The organism is Chlorobiota bacterium, from assembly GCA_016700335.1.
Taxonomy (GTDB): Bacteria; Bacteroidota; Ignavibacteria; order OLB7; family OLB7.
This window is the reverse complement of the sequence record CP065014.1, coordinates 2,343,698-2,363,259: the sequence shown is the minus strand read 5'-3', so window position 1 is coordinate 2,363,259 and position 19,562 is coordinate 2,343,698. Positions and strand designations below refer to the sequence as shown.

Here is a 19,562-nt window from a genome sequence, read left to right as displayed (position 1 = left end):
ATTATTGTAACTTAAATAAAATACAAATTCATTTTGCAATAATAATTCAAATAATAAACAATCAATTACCACTTGTCATTTTATAACCAACTGCTTTCTACAAAAATAAGAGGTTAAAATTATAACTTTTATTTTTTATAATTAGTTAGAAATTAATTTAATAATTTTTCAAATTGTATCATACAAATAAATACTACTGTATATCTACAAATAAATTCCAAATGAAAATTTTTCAAAACAAATTAAAGTTCATTTTCTTTATAATAATATTACAAATCTCAGCCTGCAGATCATTTGAAGATTCAGTAAAACCATTACTTAATCCAACAAAACCAGATGGCTATATTGAACCAGTATATGTTAAATCTACAAAACAATTGAATACTATAAATCCAAATTCACTTTCGTTAGAAGTTTGGAGGGTGGATTCAAAATCATATCCAGATTCAATTACAATATATGTAAGAGTTTTTGATGGTGATGGAAATTTAGTTTCTGGTTTAGCCCCACCTTATTACAAAGGTACTGAAGATTATCATAAAATTTGGAATTCATTATCTGAACAAATTGGTAATAATGGACCTAAAGAAAATATTGACAATTTTACAGTTCGTGAAGTTAGTGAAAACGAAAATATACCTTATCAATTGGCAATGGCATTAGATTATTCAGGCTCAATGGGTCAGAACATTACACCATTGGAAGATGCTGCAATTGGCTTTGTGAAACTCAAGGGAGAAAATGATATTATCTCAATTGTGAAATTTGATGAGAATGTTAAATTATCAGTACCGGCAAACAAATCAATAAATGAAATTATAAAGAATTTTGAACCAAGAGGTCTTGGTAAATTTGGAGGGTATACTGCTTTATACCAGGGTGCAAAATTAGCTGAGAATCAGATTATTGATTCCCCTAAAAATAATCCTAGAGCTTTAGTTTTGTTTACAGATGGTGAAGATAATGCAAGTACAATTTCTGCAAATGATCTTTACAAATATAGTATTGAAAATTCTATACCTATTTTCACTATAGCATTTGGAATTGTGAATAAAGAATTGTTAAGTGAATTATCAAAAAATACTGGTGGAAGATTCTACCAAACATATTCTTCTAATGAGTTTAAAGGAGTATTTGAAGACATTTACCATAGTCTAAAGAACTATTATATAATTACTTATAAACCACCAAAAGGAACTGGCAAACATATAATTAATGTTGGTATTACACCACCTGGATCTGTAACAAACAAAATCGGAAAAGGGGAATATAATACCATTAAAAGAGATGGAATTATTGATGATGGAATGAAGTTTTCAGTTGAGACAATTTATTTTGATTATAATAAAGCAGAATTAATGGCTGGTTCTGAACAAGCTATTAATGGTGTGTTTGATTTAATGAAGGAGTACCCAAGGTTAAAGCTAGAAATTAGGGGTCATACAGATTCTGATGGTACTGAAGAATATAATCAGAAGTTATCCGAAGCTCGTGCTGAAGCAGTTAGAAGAGCGTTGATAGAGTTAGGTGTTCCAACTGAGAGATTACGTTCAAGAGGATTTGGTATGTTGTCACCAGTTGCAGCAAACACCAATGAAACTGGGAGGCAAAAGAATAGAAGAACTGAATTTATTGTTATTGCTAAGTAAGTACAATTTATTATAAAAAAACTCACATTTTATTTTTTAAATGTGAGTTTTTATTTTTACAAATTAGAATTATTTTTTGTTTGAAAACAACCCAGCAAAATTTCTTACAATATCAGAAATTGAATTATCTTTTTTATCAATTAGTTGATCACTAGTTTTTCCAAATCTTCTTTCTCTTTGTAAATAAATTTCAAGTGCGTTATACAAGTTTTGAGATCTAAAATCTGGCCATAGTTCAGGAACAACAACTATTTCTGAATAAGCTGCTTCCCATAAAAAGAAATTACTAATTCTCATTTCTCCGCTTGTTCTAATAATAACATCAGGATCAGGTAAATCCTTAGTTGTAAGATAACTTCTTATAATATCATTGTTAATATCTTCTGGAGAAATTTTACCCCGCCTTACGTCAAGAGCAAGAGATTGAACTGCTCTAACTATATCCCATCTTCCACTATAACTTAAAGCTAAAGTTAATGTAAGACCATCATTTGAAGCAAGTTTGTCTATTGATTGATGAAGCTGTTTTTGAACTGATTTTGGTAGTGCATTTAATTGACCAATTGCTTGTAACCTTACATTATTATCATTTAATTCATTAATTTCAGATTGTAAATAATGTAGTAGCAATCTCATTAAAACTGTTACTTCAGTATTAGGTCTATTCCAATTTTCAGTTGAAAAAGCATATAAAGTTAAATAAGGTATATTGAGTTCTCCTGCGGTTTTAACAATCTCGCGAACAGAATCAACACCAGATTTATGACCAGCAACACGAGGAAGATTTCTTTGCTTTGCCCATCTTCCATTGCCATCCATAATAACTGCAATATGTTTTGGCAGTTCGTTGGATGAAGCTAAAAGTTTTTCTTTAGTCATCAATTCAAAATTTGAGGAATTTAGTAACATAATAAAAGCCTTGTTTTTAATTGGGTTGCAATTTAATTAAAATATTTGAGTTGAATTTTTCAAAATAAAACTTGATTATATCATTTAGCTTAATTAAGTTAGCAGATATATTAAATCTCATTTTAAATAATTAATTTTTGAAAGAATATGAATAGAAGATCATTCTTGAGTAAGCCATTAATTCAAGACATTTTATCAACTTCAAGTAACACTATTACATCAAACAAATTTAAAAACCAACCAGATGTTCCATTAGGGTCTGGATCAGATTTGAGCCCATACCAACCAAGACCTGATAAACCTTGGAATGCTCGGAGAGCTGCTCATTTGCTACGTCGTGCCAATTTCGGTTGCAATTGGATTGATATTATTGATGCTGTTAAAACATCTCCTAAAAATTTAATTTCAAAAATGCTTTCACCAGGACCTTTGCCTTTGCCACCTGTTGATAATAATGCAACCGGGACTTATAAAAAGGATTGGACAAACCAACAGCCATTTGCTTATGTTGATAATGTTGAAAGATCATATTATTATGCAAGATTGAGAGATACTATGGAATGGTGGTATGATTTGATGATGAAGCCTGCTCAGGGTCTGAGAGAAAAAATGGTATGGTTTTGGCACAATCATTTTACAAGCGATTTTACAACGGTTCAAGTTGCTCAATACATTTTTATTCAAAATCAGTTATTTAGAGAATTTGCTTTCGGTGATTTTAAAAGTTTAACTAAGAAAGTTACTATTGACCCTGCCATGTTAATTTATTTAGATGGTAGATATAATATAGCTGGAAACCCAAATGAGAATTTTGCAAGAGAAATATTAGAACTCTTTAGTATTGGAATTGGGAATTATTCAGATGGAACTCCTCACTATTCTGAAAAAGATATTATTGCACTTGCAAGGTCGTTTACTGGGTGGTCTAATTTAGGGCTCGGTAGCAATTTTAATTCTGCAAGATTTGATAACGGTGAAAAAGAAATTTTTGGAGAAAAGAAAAATTTTGGTATTGAAGGTAAAGCTCAATTTGATGTTATCGATCATATTTTCTCTCAAATTGATAAAGACCAAAATATTAACCGATCTGCTGTATTTATTTGTGAAAAACTTTATAAGTATTTTGTTTATGAAGTTCCAAATCCTGATATTGTAAAAGGAATGTCTCAAACTTTAGTTAGTAACAATTGGAATATCTCTAAGGTACTCGAACAACTTCTTCAAAGTGAACATTTCTTTGATGAACAGATTATTGGGGCAAAAATTAAATCTCCAATTGATTTTGTAGTTGATGCTAATAAAGAATTAAATACAAAGTCACCAATGGATAGAACAAAAACAGATATTTCAGTACCTTATACCCATGATCCTATTACAGCTTCAATGCACTTATCTCAATGGATGTTTTATCCTCCTAATGTAAAAGGTTGGTTAGGATGGAGAACATGGATTAGCGGAGTAACTATGCCTTTAAGAATTAATTATACAAAGTATTGGATTGAACCAATTACTGGTTCTTTAGCATATAATTTTGATCCAATTGCTTTAGTTAAATCAATGCCAAATTCAGAAGATGTTCATAAAGTTTTAGATAATTTATTAGCACTATTTATTCCTATAGATGTTTCTGATAATATGAAAGCTGATTTATTAGATGCGTTACTCGCTGGTGGATTTGATTATGAATGGGATGTTGATAAATCATCTCAAAGAATTAGATCTTGTATATCAAAAATAATGGGTCTTGGTGAGTATCAATTAATGTAATCTTATGTACATTTATTAATAGATAAACTTATATTTATCTAAAAATATTTTTAAGTAATTACAATTTTAACTTAATAATTAATAACAATATCATACAATGAAACGTAGAGAATTTATACAAAATACGGTTACAGCAGGTGCCATATTACCTATAGCATCATCAGGGATGTTTGCAAAAGCTCTTCCATATTATGGCTTAGAAAAAGCAGTTGCTTCAGATCGAATTCTTGTACTAATAAATTTGTTTGGTGGTAACGATGGATTAAATACAGTTGTACCTTTCAATGACCCAGTTTATATTAGTTCAAGAAAAAATATTGGGTTGAAAAAAAGTGAAGTATTACCAATCTCTAATGATTTAGCTCTTCACAACTCATTATCCCCATTTTATAAAATGTATAATGATGGGAATTTAGCTGTTGTTAGCAATGTTGGTTATCCAAATCATAATCGCTCTCATTTTAGATCAACTGATATTTTTAATTCAGCTTCAGATGAAGATAAATATGAAACTACCGGTTGGATTGGTAGATACTTAGAAAATAAATATCCCAATTTCCCAAATGTGTTACCAGATACTCCTTATGCAATTCAAGTAGCTTCTGCAACATCTCTGTTACTTCAATCAAATAAAGGAAGTATGGGTATGGCTTTAGACAATCCTGATAGGTTGTATAATCTTGCAAAGGGACTGAAAGCAAGTACAGATCCTGTTCCGACAACTTTGGCAGGACCAGAACTAAGTTATGTTCGTGATGTAATTTCTCAATCTAATAAATATTCTAGTGAAATTAATAAAGCTATGCTTTCTGGAACAAACTCAGAAACTTATGGTGCTGATTCATTAGCCTCTCAGTTAAGAGTTGTTGCAAGGCTAATTAATGGTGGTTTAAATACTAATATATTTGTTGTATCACTTTCAGGTTTTGATACTCATACAGTTCAATTACCTGCTCAAGCACAGCTTCTTTCTTATTTGTCTAATGCTGTTAATGCCTTCATGAAAGATTTATCTACAAATGGAAACGCTGATAGAGTTGTTTGTATGACATATTCTGAATTTGGTAGAAGGTTAAATGAAAATGGTTCTCAAGGTACCGATCATGGTGCAGCATCACCTCAATTTGTAATTGGTAAAAATGTTTTAGGTGGAAAAGTAATTGGAGGTGCACCTAATCTTACTAACCTAGATGATCGCGGAGACGTAAAACATACTATTGATTTTAGACAAATTTACTCATCTGTTTTAGAAGATTGGTTGGGTGTAAGTTCTGCAAACTCTAAAAAGTTGCTTCTAAATGGCAGCTTCAGTAAATTACCTTTATTTAAAGCAGCTAGTTTTCATGATGACACTATTCCTTCTGGGATGACATTATCAAATTGTTTCCCTAATCCTGTTAATGATAAAACTAAAATTAATTTTAATTTAGTTCAAAATGGATACGTTGCAATTAATTTGTTTTCACCTGATGGAAAAAAATCTTATGGTATTTTGAGTAAAACATTACAATCAGGTGAACATACTGTAGAAGTTGATGCTACTTATTTGCCAGCTGGAAATTATATGTATATTTTAGAACAAAATGGATATAAAATTACAAACAAAATGAGTGTGGTTAGGTAACTTATTATTTAAATAAAATTGTTTTTAATATAAATTATCAATTACATATTTAAACTTAAATTATATTATAAAACGACAGAATGTATAAATTACATGCTGTCGTTTTTTTTATATTTAATTAATTGTCTACAAAAGTATTTAAATAAAAATCGATTAATTTTTCAGCAAAATTTTCCCAAGAATATTTCTTTCTTTCTTCAATTATATTTTCTGAAAACAATTTCAAATTATTATTAGAAAAGATACTAAAGACTGAATCAGCAATTGTATCTGGTTTTGAATCATCTATTACAAAGCCAGTTCTACCATTGAGTACCACCTCACTCAAACTTCCAACATTAGTAACAATTGATGGAATTGCAAAATTATATGCAATTTGTACTATACCACTATTTGTAGCGGATCTATAAGGCATTACAAGAGAATCACTCGCTGAGAACCATTTTGCAACATCTTCATTTGGAACATATTTATTATGAAGTATAACACTCTTTTGAATATTTAAATCAATAATCTGTTTGGTAATTTTATCTGAACTACCAAAAAATTCACCAACAATAAACAATTTCAAGTCAGGAATTTTTTGTAGAATTAAAGGCATTGCATTTACCAATAAATCAAGACCTTTATATTCTCTAACAAAACCAAAGAATAGAATCACATTAGTTGCTTCAATGCCAAGCAATTTCAATGCTTCAAACTTGTCAATTTTATCACCAAAATTTTCATAAACTGGGTGGGGTAACATTACTTGAGGTATTTTGGGAAAAAGCGACTCTAATTGACTATGAACAATACTTGACTGGGTAACAGCCAAATCACATTTAGAAAATAAGAATTTAGTTAAAATTTTATCTCCAATTCTTTTTTCATGTGGAATTAAATTTTCGCAAACAATCATAACTTTTGTCTTTTTATTTTTCCTTACTATTTTAGCAATAGTACCAAAAGATGGTGAAAAAAAAGGAAGCCAGAACTTAATAATTACTAAATCATAGTTTCTTTTTAACAATAAGTTCCCAGTTTTGAACCAAGATATTGGGTTAATTGAATCAATCATTCTTTCTGATTGAATATCTATAAACTCAAGGTTATCACCAGTTTCAATTTGTGCTCCACCAGGATAAAGTATTTTTGGATACTGACGGGTAAAAGTAATAATATCTACGTTATGACCAGATTTTCTTAAATATCTTGTTAGCATATTGCTGTGATGAGCAATACCACCCCTAAATGGAAAAGCTGGTGCAATTATTGCAATTTTCAAAGGATGGTTTGACATAAAATCTATTATTTATTATTGCAATTTATAAATACTTAAATATAAAAAATCCCTCAAGAGAAATTTATTCACCAGAGGGATTTTGTAAAAAATTATTTATTTATTTTTTTTTGAAGTATCAGTATTTGTTTTTCCTGATAACTCTTCTAATCTCTTTTTAAAAGCTGCAGCATTATTCATCATTTCTTGATTTGCTGTATCTTTTTGATAATTATTTAATATCTTTTGAAGTTCTGCTTTAGCTCCAGCTGAATCATTTTTCTTTAACAAATTATCTACTGACATTGCTTCAATTTGAGATCGAAGTTTTGGATCGTTTGGATAATTTCCACTAATTGATTGATAAGTTTCAAGAGCTTTCTTTTCATCTCCAAGTACATTATACATATTCGCTTTAATCTCAATTGGATTATAAGCTTGAGCATAATAATCATTTTGCCAATCATCTCCAAGTTCATTAATTAAAGAAATTGTTTTATTGGCGTACTTACTTGCTTTTTCTTTTGCTCCAGCTTTATCATAAAGTTGTGCAATAGTTGATGTAATGTAATAAGGAATATCAAACATATCAGAAGAAATTACTGATTCAAGTTTATCTAATGTCTCAATTCCTTTTTTATTATCCTTCTGAGCTAAAATATAATGTTGAGCTAAATTACAATAAGATCTTCTATAATTCAACATAAGTCTTCTATGATCTTCAAGGAACATAGCAGATTTATCGGTAAGATTTCTAAACTTAAAACCATAATGAGGCTCGGTGTAAAACTCATCATCTTTCAAATTATTCAACATACACTTAGCAGTAACATCTAAATTAATTCTTTCATCACTCATAATAGAACCTTTTTGTTTAACTGGCATTACTCTGAAAGCCATACCCTCACTTCTGAAGTAATCATCAAGCCCACACCAAGCATCCGGACCAACGGTAACTGAGAAATATATAGGTCTTTTCCAATTATTGTTTTGCATAATATTACCAACCAATTTATGCTGTACACCTAAATAATGAGAAGGACCTTCACCTTCACCTTTTAAAGTAAATTGCATACTTCCAGCAGAAGTATTTGAGCCACCAGTAGCCCAATCCATTATGTTGCCAGGAACTGGTATGGTCATTGGTTGTGGTTCAGCTCTTTCTGGGCGAAGACCTCTAGGATCTCTTTCATCAACAGTTAATTCATCATCACTGAATGATAAATCAACTTTTTTAGCTTGCCAAGGTCTTTCATTTTTTAGTTGCCAAATATACCAATGAGTTTGACCTAAAGATAAATTAACTACTCTTACATCTCGTCTAACCCCTGCAACATCTTGTAAGTACCATAACGGGAATGTATCGTTATCACCATTAGTAAAAAGTATTGCATCTTTTTCACAGGACTGAAGAATGTTGTATGAATAATCCCATGGCACCCAGTTTTTACTTCGATCGTGAAACTTCCATCCATTGAAAGCCATATTCATTGGAGCGGCTAACATACAAACAGACATCATAGCAATCGCAAAACCAGAATTGGTTGGTACTCCAGATTGTTCATCTTCCTTTTCTTGTTCTTCATCTTTAAATTTTGTAGCTAAAGCTGCTGCTCCCATACCAATCCAAATACAAAAAATCATAAATGATCCAACATAAAAATAATCTCTTTCCCTTGGTTGAGGTTGCTGTTGATTCTGTTGTAAAGTTGGAATAATTCCTAAAAATAGAAAGAGAGTAAGATGAGTAAATGCCATTTTCCAATCTCTTTTAAAATGCCAAAAAAGTCCTATAAGCCCAATAAGAAGTGGTAAAGCAAAGAACCTAACAGGGAATACATCAGTATAACCAGTTGGATCTACAAATGCTTTTTTCTCTTCTGGAGTTACTCCTGTAACAGCTACACCTGCGTCTTGAATATCACTAACTCTCCCAATGAAGTTCCAACCAAAATACCTCCAATACATATGATTCATTTGCCATGTCCACATGAAGTTAAATTCACCAGATTTATTTACTTGATCAAAAATTGGTGTTCCATCATCTTGCTGACTAGTTGGTTCAAACCATTCTCCATAAACATCTTGATATCTTCTATAATATTGTTCAGATTGATACCTACGAGGCCAATTTGGAGCGTTCCCGTATTGTTCACGACCGAGATAGCTTACTAATTCTGAGAATGTATCAGGTTCGTTTTCATTCATTGGTGGGTGTGCATTAGAACGAACTAATAGCTGAGTATAAGTAGTAAACCCTAAAATTATCATTAAGAAACAACCAACTGAAAGGGAAATTAGAGCTTTTTTATTTTTAATACTCCACCATAAAACGCCAATTAAAGCTGCTAAAATAATTATTCCTACTAATCCATTAGATGCAGCTAATTTAGGAATATATCTAAGTGGAAGTTTATAAATAATAATGTAAAAAACTGGACCAGTAATTCCCATTAATAATAAGAAAGACTTCACACTAAATTCATATTTTTTGAAGTAGATTACCATTGCAACTGCTGGAACAATCAACAATGCAAGCAAATGCACACCAAATGCTAACCCTAAAACATATGCTATAGCTAATAGGTATCTTTCGTGACCAGGATTATTTGCATTCTGATCCCATTTCATCATTAAATATATGCCGAGAGCAATTAACATATTTCCCCCTGCGTAAACTTCAGATTCAACAGAGTTGAACCATTGAGTATCGCAATAAGTAAATGCTAATGTTCCTATTAATGCACAAACAGCTGATATTAATTGACCTGAATTGTTAGCAGTTGACTTACGAAAACGTTCTATTGACATAACAATAATATAGTAAACTAATGCTGCACAAACTGCAGAAGAAAAAGCTGAAACCATATTTAATCTCCAGCCTGGATCTCCAATTGGAATTAAATGGAATATTTTTGCAACAATTAACCACAAAGGTGCACCAGGTGGATGACCTACTTGTTGCCAAGCAGCGGCTGCTGAAAACTCACCACAATCCCAAAAAGGGACAGAAGGTTGTAATGTAAGCGCGTATGTAATGAGCGTTGCAAAAAACGCTATCGCGGCAAAAATTCTGTTAAATTGTTTGCTGTTGTTCATTTAAACTAAAATATATTAGATTATAGGAATATTAAATCTATTTGAATGTAACTAAATTATGTTCTAAAAATTAAAATATTAAAAGTAATATTTTAAAAAAATAAATTACAAATGAGTAACTGATTCAATTTCACTTATTAATTTAAAAGCTAATTTATCTGCAAAATGATAACCAAGTGGAGTTAACTTCAAATATGAATCTGTAAGAGTTGCATAATTACTATTCAATACAAAGTTAAGTGAATCAGGTGCAATATCTTTTAACTCAGAATTTGTTAAAGAATAAAATTCCTTAAGGTTTATTCCGACGCTTCTTAAAGAAAGCATAACAAATTCTTCAAAAATATTCTGCGAAGATAACAATTCATTGCTTGCTACTGGTAGCCTATATTGTTCTTCAAGCTCATTAAGATAAATTGTTTGATTAGAATAATTCGCCCATCTTTTTCCTCCAGAATTATTTCCTCTCAAAAAACTGTGTGCACTTGGTCCAAACGATATATAAGATTCTCTTAACCAATACTTTAAATTATGTTTACTATGATATCCTGGTTTTGAGTAATTGCTTACTTCGTATTGTTCAAAACCATATTTGTTAAGAGTTTCCATTGTGCATGAATACATATCAGCATCAGTGTCTTCGTCTAATGGAAAAACAGATTTATTCAATTTCATTGCATTTAGTGGAGTACCTTCTTCAAAAATCAATGAATAAGCAGAAATGTGTTTTGTTCCAAGAGTTACACCTTCTTCCAAATTTTCTTTCCATTTTTTTAATGATTGATTTGGTAATGCAAATATTAGATCTAATGAGATATTATCAAATACTTTTTTAGCAGATGTAATTGCATCTCTTGCTTGTTGAGCTGAATGAATTCTTGTAAGAAATTTAAGCTCTTCATCATCAAATGACTGGACACCAAAACTTAACCTATTAATCCCTGCATCTTTATATCCATTTAGATAACTTTCATTTAAAGTTCCAGGATTACACTCAATTGTTATCTCAGCTAATTCATCAACAAGAAATTTTTCCTTTAAATGATATATTATTTTACCTATTTCAAGTGGTGTTAACAAAGAAGGAGTACCTCCACCAAAAAAAATTGTATCATATTTTTTAGGAGCAAATTCGTTTCCTATTAATGATTCATACCTCAAATCTATTTCAGTATGCAAAGCATTTAAAAAACGATTTTTTGTGTCAAGATTTTCTATTGAATAGAAGTTACAATAAATACATTTATGTTCACAAAATGGTATATGAATATATAACCCAGACATTTTTTATAAATAAAAATGGAAGAATTTTTTTAACATCAAATAAATAAATAAAATTTCAAAGTAGATTTTTTATTTATGGCAAGCACCTCCATTAATCATAAAAAGTAAATCACTATCAGAAGTATTTCTATCTGAAAACTTCTCTTCCATATTATATTCAAAATCTTTAGTCATATTGAACAGACCAATTTTTTCAGCATCATCTGTATCATACCCTATTTGATCTGCAATAGTATAAATCCCATGCTGTACATAATCTGATAAGTTAATATATGCTTTAATAATTTGTCCTGTTGAACCTTTGCAAACCATTACAGATATAGAATCTGTTTCTATATCTAACTCAATGTTGATATTGTTTTCTTTGTTGTTCATAGTTTGAAATAATATTTAAATTTTCTTTTTCATATAGTAAAGTAATTACATCAATAGAAGCTGAAATCAACTCTTTTTCATAGCTAAGATTTTCAAATTTATTTATTGGAAAATTCAATTTCACTGAATTAAACAAAGTGTCTTTATTAAATGACATAATTTTATAAAGTCCAAATTTAATTTCAAGTGAATCTTTAGATATTGGCTTAATTCCTCCAACAATATATCTATCAATTCCTAAAGAAAATAATGCTGTTCTTTCAAAATTGGATGGGGCTTCATAATCTTGAACTAATGGAGAATTCATCATTTTATAAATTTGATTCCTAGACACATAATCAAAAATCATTAATGATTGATAAAATCTTCTTCCGTACTCCCCAATAGCTTTTACAATATTAATGCTCAGCTCTTCTCTATTGATTGAAATAATTTTTATCAATGAATCCCTTTGAATCTCGAAACTTGTTATAACTATTGGTTCTGTTGCAATTGGTTTGTTCCTATTATTAGGTAGTTTTAAGAATTTGCTCATAGCTTTTCTAAGACTTTCAACTAAAGTTGGACCCAAAAATTTAACACCTATTGAATCTCTAAATCGAATAAAAGAGAAATCTAAATTCCTGTAAATTAGGGAACCATCTTCTGGATTGACAATTTTCAACTCAGTTGCTAACACAGAAGAAAATCTTGTAATTTTAACAAATACTATTCCACCTAATTTTAATTCTTTAGCAAGTTTTGATAGTTCAATTCCACCTGATTTGTTGATTGATCCATTAATATTTTTCGCAATTGAATCTCTTTGTAACAAATTAAAATATTTTACATTTATTAATGAATCGCATACTTCCTTCATTGCAATATCAACTACTCCTTCACTTAGAACCTCAACACTATCTTTTAACTCTACTTTGCCAAGAGCTAATCTAATGTTAGAAACTGGGATTATATTACTAGAAATTATATTTAATGAATCTGATTTGAATTTATTGTTTGACTGGTTCTGATTTGAACAAGATGATAATCCAATCAATAAAATAATTATAGAAAGTAATAATATTATTAAAGAAAATTTCTGTTTCAAATGTTATATAATTGCTGATTATTAATAAAAAAATACAAAGAATTTTAAAGGGATGGTTTGAATATGAATTACAAAAAAAAAGAATGTTGTTAGATAAAATTTAAAATTTAAAACTATAAATCTATAAATCTATAAATCTATTTTTCTAACATCAGTTCTTAATCTATAAAAATTCATCAACAAACCTACCATAGACATATTTAACATTAAAGACGAACCACCTTTTGATAAAAAAGGGAGTGGAATGCCCATAACAGGTACTAATCCAATTGCCATTCCAATATTAATGCAAGTGTGATACAAAAAAATTGTTGCTATACCAACGCAAATTGTTGAAGCAAATCTATTCCTTAAATTACGAGCAGTATTAATAGCAAAATAAATTAAAGTCCCTAACAATAATAATACTGCAACACCACCAATTAAGCCAAACTCTTCAGTAGGAACACAAAAAATAAAATCAGTCCATTGTTCGGGAATATATCTTAACTGAGTTTGAGTACCTTTCAAAAATCCTTTTCCAGTCAGTCCTCCAGATCCAACAGCTAACAAAGATTGAAGCACATGATAACCAGCACCTTTAGGATCTAAATTTGGATTTAGAAAAGTTTTAATTCTGTTCTGTTGATGAAGTAGAAGAATGTTTTGGTAAATATAACCAGTAGAAAATCCTGATGAAATTGAAATTAAAAAACCTGTTACTGTGACCCAAATTGATCTTCTAAATGCAACCATAATAACTAAAATTACACCTAAACAAATATACATTTCATTATTCCCTATGAGTGCACAAATAGCTACAGCTAATGGTGCTACTAATGTAAACAATAGAAACAAATCTGCACCAGCCCATAATCCAATACCAATCATCATTACCATATAAACTGAAGCCGAGCCAAAATCTGGTTCAAGTAAAATTAGACCAATTGGTATTAAAAAAATTAATAAAAGCAAACCCATATCTCTCCAATTTTTTAGGCTTCTTGCTTCAAGACCCACAATTCTTGAGGCCGAAATCAATATAAAGAATTTCACAATCTCCGCTGGTTGAAAAGATAATGGTCCAAAAACAAACCATCCTCGAGCCCCATTTCTTATTGTCCCAAAAAATATTACTGCAGATAATAAAATCAAACCTAAACCATACAAAGGGTAAGCAAAAAATTGTAAAACACCTTCTGGCAAATAAGCAATAACTAACATTAAAACAATGCCAGCAAATGCAAAAGTAAGTTGGGAATAAAATATATGGGATCCACCAGGTTCATAAGTTGCGCTATAAATTGAAACCAAACCAATTGTAATTAACACAATTGTAATAAAAAAAGTTTTAGCATCAAAACCTATAGAACTTTGATTACCTCTTAATATATCATCAGTAAAAGACATCTGTAATGTAGTGGTAATAAAAGAGTTAGTTCCAATTTTCAGTCACTAACAATCATTCAAAATTGAGTTAAAGGTCAATTAATTTTATACATACAAGTTAAGAAATGAATTTAGGTTTGCCTAAAATTTCATTCATAATAATAGCTCTATAAATACCTTCGTTAGTATAAATCCAGTTCAAATCATTTGCAATTTCAGTCTTATTATTATAATCTTTCATTTCATCAGCAAAGTTTTTTTTATCGGAATCAGAAAAACCACTTGTTTGATGGAAACCATAATCAGATTCATGATAAGCTATTGAGTCTGGCTCATCAATTGGATTTTTAAATTTAAAAGAATTTTGATTATTAGTATCAAAATCAATTCCTGTAACATCATAGTCATTGGCAGATACATCATAATCAATTGCTTGTGTATCATAATCCATAACTGATTCAAATTTTAAATCCTTAGTACTAACAGATTTAAAATCATAATTGGAAGGGGCTTTAATTTTTGTTAGTTTGTTTTCAGATTTTGTGTTTATATCTAACTTAGCATAACTTTGATTTAACAACTCTTGAAGCGAAATTGATTTACTTTTAATATCTGTTAAATCTGATTTTTTAAAATCATTAACATCCAATTTTAAATTTTGATTTTCGTTCTTCTGAATTTTCTCATTGTTTTTATTCTTAGAAAAAATTATTCTTAACACAAAAAAAAGAATTATCAATAGAAATGGATGATTGCTCAAATATTCAAACATAAAATTTACTTTTTGTTAGTTAAATTTGCATTACAAAAAAGAGTGCTAAGATAAGTAAATATCAGTTATTAGAATTAGTGATTTAAAAGTGATTTTGTTTTTTCAATCTAAACTAGAAAATTGCAAATTTTTAAATTAGATACAATGCAATTAAATTTTGAAAAAAAGATAGATTCTTTTTGTTACAATTAATTAAAAATTTTGTTTGTAACGTTTATATTTATAGAGTGTGGAACTCATTGCATCTCTGAAACTTTAGATTCAGTATTCTATATTTAATTTTTTGAAGATGCCCGAAGTAAAAACTACGGAGAATAAATTCAATTCAGATGGTTTTACCACTGAAAATAATGTAGGGTATGTTACTCCTACAAATATTACAGATATAGGGAATAGGTATATGTCAGCTTTGCAGTCAGGAGATCGCAAAGCATTAGCGAGGCTTATGGAATTATACAATTCTCGTTTGTATAGCTTTATTTATAGAATTATTCGAGATACAGTAACAGTTGAGGATATTATTCAGGAGACTTGGATTCGGGTGTATGAGCATAGATTCGATTATATGTTAACTTATAAATTCTCAACTTATCTTTTCACTATTGCTAGAAGAAAAGCATTAAGTGAAATAAGGAGAAGAAATGTTAGGAGTATTATGAGGTCTTTAACGCAAAAAGATCAGAGTAATGATATGCTAGAAGACTTAGATTTTGAACAAAATACATTTGTTTCTCCAGATGTATTTGCTGATGGAAAATTAACTGCTCCAATTGTAGAAAAAGCACTTAATAAAATTCCAGATCATCAGCGAGAAATTGTTGTTTTAAGAGATGTTGAAGGTTTTGAGAATGATGAAATTGCAGAAATTTTAGGTTGGAAAATTCCTCAAGGAACTATTCGTAAAAGAGTTCATGATGCAAGGGAAGCTTTCAAAAAAGCACTCATTAAATTTGGTTACGAAGAGTAATTATTAAAGGTAAATTAGAATTTTATAGATTTTGTTTCTAAGTTTTATTTAAAATTAATTATATATATTTTTTTAAATGATAAATAATAAGTTTAATAGCGATGCTCCTGAAAATTGGGATTTAATTAAGACTTCTTTATCAAGTCTTCAATCAAAACAATTACCTTCAGGATTGAATGAAAGAATTTTTAATTCTGTTAATTCAGCAATAGATCTAAAATCTAAAGGCAATAACAAATGGCTTGTTTCTGCAATATCTGGATTAGTTTTAATTAGCTCATTTACTGGTTGGAAGTTAATGTCATCAGATATCAAAACTCCAAATGAAGTAATTGTGGTTTCTTCCATTCAGGAAAAAAAATCTCAGAAAAGATTTAAGTATGTTAAGAAATTTTTACCTAAACCTGATATGCAAAACACTGAAAATATAGTCCCTTATTTTGAAACACCAGAGCATATTCAACCTATTGATGAAAAAGTTAAACATGAAAATTTAACTGAACCAGAAGTTTCAACAGGAGGACCAAGTAAAAAATAATTTATTTAATTTATACTATCTTTTTAAGTACTTTAATTTTTTATTATATTTTATTTATTATAGTCATTAATTTTAAAATTGTAATTAAACTTAAACTGCAATCACAGATATTTTATTATCAGAGATTGCAGTTTCTTTTTTATATTACATAAATCAAACAAACCGGAGTGCATTGGGCAGTCGCCGGAGAGTTGTATTTATACAACTTACGGAGGAACGTCCGAACTCGATATCAAAAGAAATGTATGCCGGCTAACAGCCGGGCATTCAATTTATAATTGCAAAATTATTTTAGAGGTGACGGAAAGTGCAACAGAAAATATACCGTCTTGATAAAATAATTTTATTGAGATAAGGGTGAAATGGTGAGGTAAGAGCTCACCGCACAATGAGTAATCATTTGTGGCAGTGCAAACCCCATACCGAGCAACGCCATGCAGAATCTGAGAAAGCTAAATAGCTTAAAGAGTTTCGTTTCTTTCTCTTTTTAAATTAATTGAAACGGATTCGGGTAGGCGGCAAAGAACTTGATAAGCAATTATCAGTCAAGATAAATGACTGCCTCCATTAAGAAATTAATGAAGACAGAATTCGGCGTATAGATGCGCTTCGGGGAGTTTTTTTATGAATGATTTATTTAATGCTCAACAATTAATTTTTGAAAGCTTCTTTTATCACCAGCCTTAATAACAACATTATAAAATCCATTAGGAATGTTAGAAACATTAATATAAAAACCATCAGATGAATTAATAAATTTACCAGAAAAAACAACCTCAGAAATAGAGTTTAAAAGTTTGACATCAACTTCTTTGTTTAAGAAAGATTCACATTTAATATTAACAAAATCATTAGTAGGATTAGGAGAAATATCAGAAATTATATTGAAAGATTTATGCTCGTTAACAGAACTAATTGGAATTTGATTTGTTAATGTTTTTCTGAAAATGCGTGCACGATCTCCAATTCTCATTTTCAAGAACAAAGTTTTCCTGTTAGGCATAATGTAAATATCTTCTAAGTTAAAAGAAGAATCGACTAAATCTTCATACCAGAGTTTCTCCTTAACCCAGTTTATACCACCATCAGAAGTAGAAAATAAATTGCCTTGAGAACCTAATAAAAAACCGATATTATTATTAAAGAACTTAACATTATTTAAAGAATTAACACCTTTAAATTGCGTAGTAATCCAATCAATACCACCATTAGTAGTATGATGAAGAACAGCACCAAGTTTGGCATTCTGCCCGACAGCAAAGCCATCTAAAGAATCTTTAAAGAAGAAATTTTTAAAATGAACAGAATCATTAAAATCTGAAACAAATTGCTTGATAGTAACCCAATTCATCCCCCCATCAATAGTTTTGTAAATTCTGTTAGTAGTAGTAAAAGAAGAATCAATATTTTTAATTAAATCAAGAGAAGAAGCAAAGCCTAACTTTTCATTAACTAAAAGAAGACCCCAATAACCTCTATTAGGGTTGTTATCAACATGAGCAGTATCCCAGTTCAAACAACCATCTCGTGTATATAGTAAATAACCATAATTGTCCCCTCTAATCTCAATTGCAAGAATACCAGAAACCTTATTAACAAAAGAAAGATTTTTAAAAGTTGAGTAAGAATTTTTGTCATTAGTTGGAAGATTAACATTAGTTTCATTTGCAACCCAAGTATTTCCTCTGTCACCCGTAATTCTTAAATCATAAGGTTTGAAAATCCCATGACTATAGTTTACTGCAAAAGCAGAATCTTGAGAGATTTGAATAAATTTATCAACAGAAAAAAACCCTCTATTAGTAGTTTTCCAAGTCAAACCCATATCAAAACTTCTATCTCCATAGCTATTTAAATCACGACCTATAAACAAACTAGTATCATCAAAAGCTATTAAATCATTAATACCATTGCCTTGTAGTTTTGAAATAGCAATATTTGATTTAAATTTATCATAAGATACTAGAATAAGAGCTCCAACCATTAGACAATTATTATCATTTATTGAAGTTGAAGTAATATAAATTGATTGATCTAAATTAACCACATCATTAGTTTTTTTCCAATTCTTCCCAGAATCATTTGAAATTTTTAGAAAATTATCAAATTTAATTAATGAATCACTAGTAATATGCCTTATTGTATAAAATGAACTATTGGATTGAGTTAAATTGTACCAACTTTTACCACTATCATTAGTTCTTAAAAGTCCTCGATAACTAGAAATAGACCCAATTTGCTCATTAAAAAAATCTATATCAAATAAATATTCAGATAAATAATTAAACTTAGATTCCCATGAAATACCTTTGTTAGAGGTGTAAAGAATAGTACCACTATCGCCAATAATTGTTGCTGAATGGTTACTAGATTTTACAATTTTGAACAATTTACTATTTGAATTGGAATTAACTTTATCAAAGTGAATTCCGCCATCTATTGATTTTAAAATCAATCCACTATCACCAACAATTAGAATGTTTAATGAATCAAAAGAACAAACAGAAGTTAAGTTATTTTTGTAGTTAATAGGAATATTTTTCCAACTATTTCCTTTATCAATGGAAGAAAGTATAATACCGAGATCACCAACAACAAACAAAGAATTATTTGAAAAAGAAATAATAGAATTTAAATTCAATGAAGTAGAAGAATTTAACAGATTCCAATTAGTACCATAATCCACTGAACGTATAATAAAACCAAAATCACCAACAATATAATATGTATTATCATTAGAAATAGTACAACTTGAATATGTACTGTAAGTTTTAGACCAAAATTGTTGAGACTTAAGGTTTTGAAACGATAAAAATATTAATAGAAAAACAATATAAAATTTACACATAAGTTTAGAGTTAA

General features: G+C 29.4%; 14 protein-coding genes and 1 other RNA gene. 6 read left to right on the top strand and 9 right to left on the bottom strand.

Annotation, left to right across the window (positions count from 1 at the left end; genetic code table 11):
* The first annotated feature begins 221 nt into the window (after window positions 1–221).
* Window positions 222–1,649 (top strand): OmpA family protein, encoded by a 1,428-nt coding sequence (locus IPP08_09660; GenBank protein QQS66027.1) that lies wholly within the window; start codon window positions 222–224, stop codon window positions 1,647–1,649.
* Between the two features lie 69 nt (window positions 1,650–1,718).
* Here the strand turns inward: IPP08_09660 and IPP08_09655 are convergent, their stop codons facing one another.
* Window positions 1,719–2,528: an isoprenyl transferase gene (locus IPP08_09655; protein QQS67868.1), complete on the bottom strand. Its 810-nt coding sequence runs from the start codon at window positions 2,526–2,528 to the stop codon at window positions 1,719–1,721.
* Between the two features lie 177 nt (window positions 2,529–2,705).
* Between IPP08_09655 and IPP08_09650 the strand changes: the two genes are divergently transcribed.
* Window positions 2,706–4,325, top strand: a complete 1,620-nt coding sequence (locus IPP08_09650) for a DUF1800 domain-containing protein (GenBank protein ID QQS66026.1) — start codon at window positions 2,706–2,708, stop codon at window positions 4,323–4,325.
* 97 nt (window positions 4,326–4,422) lie between these two features.
* Window positions 4,423–5,949: a DUF1501 domain-containing protein gene (locus IPP08_09645; protein QQS66025.1), complete on the top strand. Its 1,527-nt coding sequence runs from the start codon at window positions 4,423–4,425 to the stop codon at window positions 5,947–5,949.
* Window positions 5,950–6,067: 118 nt separating this feature from the next.
* On the opposite strand, the gene IPP08_09640 is transcribed toward IPP08_09645, so the two are convergent.
* From IPP08_09640 to IPP08_09610, 7 genes are all read right to left on the bottom strand, one after another.
* Window positions 6,068–7,231, bottom strand: coding sequence for a glycosyltransferase (locus IPP08_09640; protein QQS66024.1), 1,164 nt, complete (start codon window positions 7,229–7,231; stop codon window positions 6,068–6,070).
* Window positions 7,232–7,327: 96 nt separating this feature from the next.
* A complete protein-coding gene (locus tag IPP08_09635) occupies window positions 7,328–10,309 on the bottom strand; it encodes a DUF2723 domain-containing protein (protein QQS66023.1) in 2,982 nt (993 codons plus the stop codon).
* A 105-nt stretch (window positions 10,310–10,414) separates the two neighbouring features.
* Window positions 10,415–11,593: a radical SAM family heme chaperone HemW gene (gene hemW / locus IPP08_09630; protein ID QQS66022.1), complete on the bottom strand. Its 1,179-nt coding sequence runs from the start codon at window positions 11,591–11,593 to the stop codon at window positions 10,415–10,417.
* Window positions 11,594–11,662: 69 nt separating this feature from the next.
* Window positions 11,663–11,968, bottom strand: a complete 306-nt coding sequence (locus IPP08_09625) for a hypothetical protein (GenBank protein ID QQS66021.1) — start codon at window positions 11,966–11,968, stop codon at window positions 11,663–11,665.
* The gene (locus IPP08_09620) at window positions 11,937–13,055 is read right to left on the bottom strand and encodes a hypothetical protein (protein ID QQS66020.1); all 1,119 of its coding nucleotides are present in this window, start codon (window positions 13,053–13,055) and stop codon (window positions 11,937–11,939) included. Before IPP08_09620 ends, IPP08_09625 begins: the two co-directional genes overlap by 32 nt.
* A gap of 129 nt (window positions 13,056–13,184) precedes the next feature.
* A complete protein-coding gene (locus tag IPP08_09615; protein ID QQS66019.1) occupies window positions 13,185–14,444 on the bottom strand; it encodes a rod shape-determining protein RodA in 1,260 nt (419 codons plus the stop codon).
* A gap of 97 nt (window positions 14,445–14,541) precedes the next feature.
* Window positions 14,542–15,195 (bottom strand): hypothetical protein, encoded by a 654-nt coding sequence (locus IPP08_09610; protein ID QQS66018.1) that lies wholly within the window; start codon window positions 15,193–15,195, stop codon window positions 14,542–14,544.
* A gap of 289 nt (window positions 15,196–15,484) precedes the next feature.
* Between IPP08_09610 and IPP08_09605 the strand changes: the two genes are divergently transcribed.
* The 3 genes from IPP08_09605 to rnpB all read left to right on the top strand — a co-directional run bounded on the left by IPP08_09605 (window position 15,485) and on the right by rnpB (window position 17,315).
* Window positions 15,485–16,162: an RNA polymerase sigma factor gene (locus IPP08_09605; GenBank protein ID QQS66017.1), complete on the top strand. Its 678-nt coding sequence runs from the start codon at window positions 15,485–15,487 to the stop codon at window positions 16,160–16,162.
* A gap of 76 nt (window positions 16,163–16,238) precedes the next feature.
* Entirely contained in the window at window positions 16,239–16,700 is a 462-nt protein-coding gene (locus IPP08_09600) for a hypothetical protein (protein ID QQS66016.1), read from the top strand.
* Between the two features lie 164 nt (window positions 16,701–16,864).
* Window positions 16,865–17,315: RNase P RNA component class A (gene rnpB, locus IPP08_09595), an RNA gene on the top strand.
* Between the two features lie 22 nt (window positions 17,316–17,337).
* Here the strand turns inward: rnpB and IPP08_09590 are convergent.
* Window positions 17,338–19,548 (bottom strand): T9SS type A sorting domain-containing protein, encoded by a 2,211-nt coding sequence (locus tag IPP08_09590; protein QQS66015.1) that lies wholly within the window; start codon window positions 19,546–19,548, stop codon window positions 17,338–17,340.
* Window positions 19,549–19,562 lie beyond the last annotated feature (14 nt).

Bases quoted from the DNA above. Each gene is read 5' to 3' on its own strand.
- IPP08_09590 (QQS66015.1), bottom strand. From the start codon at position 19,548: ATGTGTAAATTTTATATTGTTTTTCTATTAATATTTTTATCGTTTCAA.
- IPP08_09645 (QQS66025.1), top strand. From the start codon at position 4,423: ATGAAACGTAGAGAATTTATACAAAATACGGTTACAGCAGGTGCCATA.
- IPP08_09615 (QQS66019.1), bottom strand. From the start codon at position 14,444: ATGTCTTTTACTGATGATATATTAAGAGGTAATCAAAGTTCTATAGGT.
- IPP08_09605 (QQS66017.1), top strand. From the start codon at position 15,485: ATGCCCGAAGTAAAAACTACGGAGAATAAATTCAATTCAGATGGTTTT.
- IPP08_09600 (QQS66016.1), top strand. From the start codon at position 16,239: ATGATAAATAATAAGTTTAATAGCGATGCTCCTGAAAATTGGGATTTA.
- IPP08_09625 (QQS66021.1), bottom strand. From the start codon at position 11,968: ATGAACAACAAAGAAAACAATATCAACATTGAGTTAGATATAGAAACA.
- IPP08_09610 (QQS66018.1), bottom strand. From the start codon at position 15,195: ATGTTTGAATATTTGAGCAATCATCCATTTCTATTGATAATTCTTTTT.
- IPP08_09635 (QQS66023.1), bottom strand. From the start codon at position 10,309: ATGAACAACAGCAAACAATTTAACAGAATTTTTGCCGCGATAGCGTTT.
- IPP08_09640 (QQS66024.1), bottom strand. From the start codon at position 7,231: ATGTCAAACCATCCTTTGAAAATTGCAATAATTGCACCAGCTTTTCCA.
- IPP08_09655 (QQS67868.1), bottom strand. From the start codon at position 2,528: ATGACTAAAGAAAAACTTTTAGCTTCATCCAACGAACTGCCAAAACAT.
- hemW (QQS66022.1), bottom strand. From the start codon at position 11,593: ATGTCTGGGTTATATATTCATATACCATTTTGTGAACATAAATGTATT.
- IPP08_09650 (QQS66026.1), top strand. From the start codon at position 2,706: ATGAATAGAAGATCATTCTTGAGTAAGCCATTAATTCAAGACATTTTA.
- IPP08_09660 (QQS66027.1), top strand. From the start codon at position 222: ATGAAAATTTTTCAAAACAAATTAAAGTTCATTTTCTTTATAATAATA.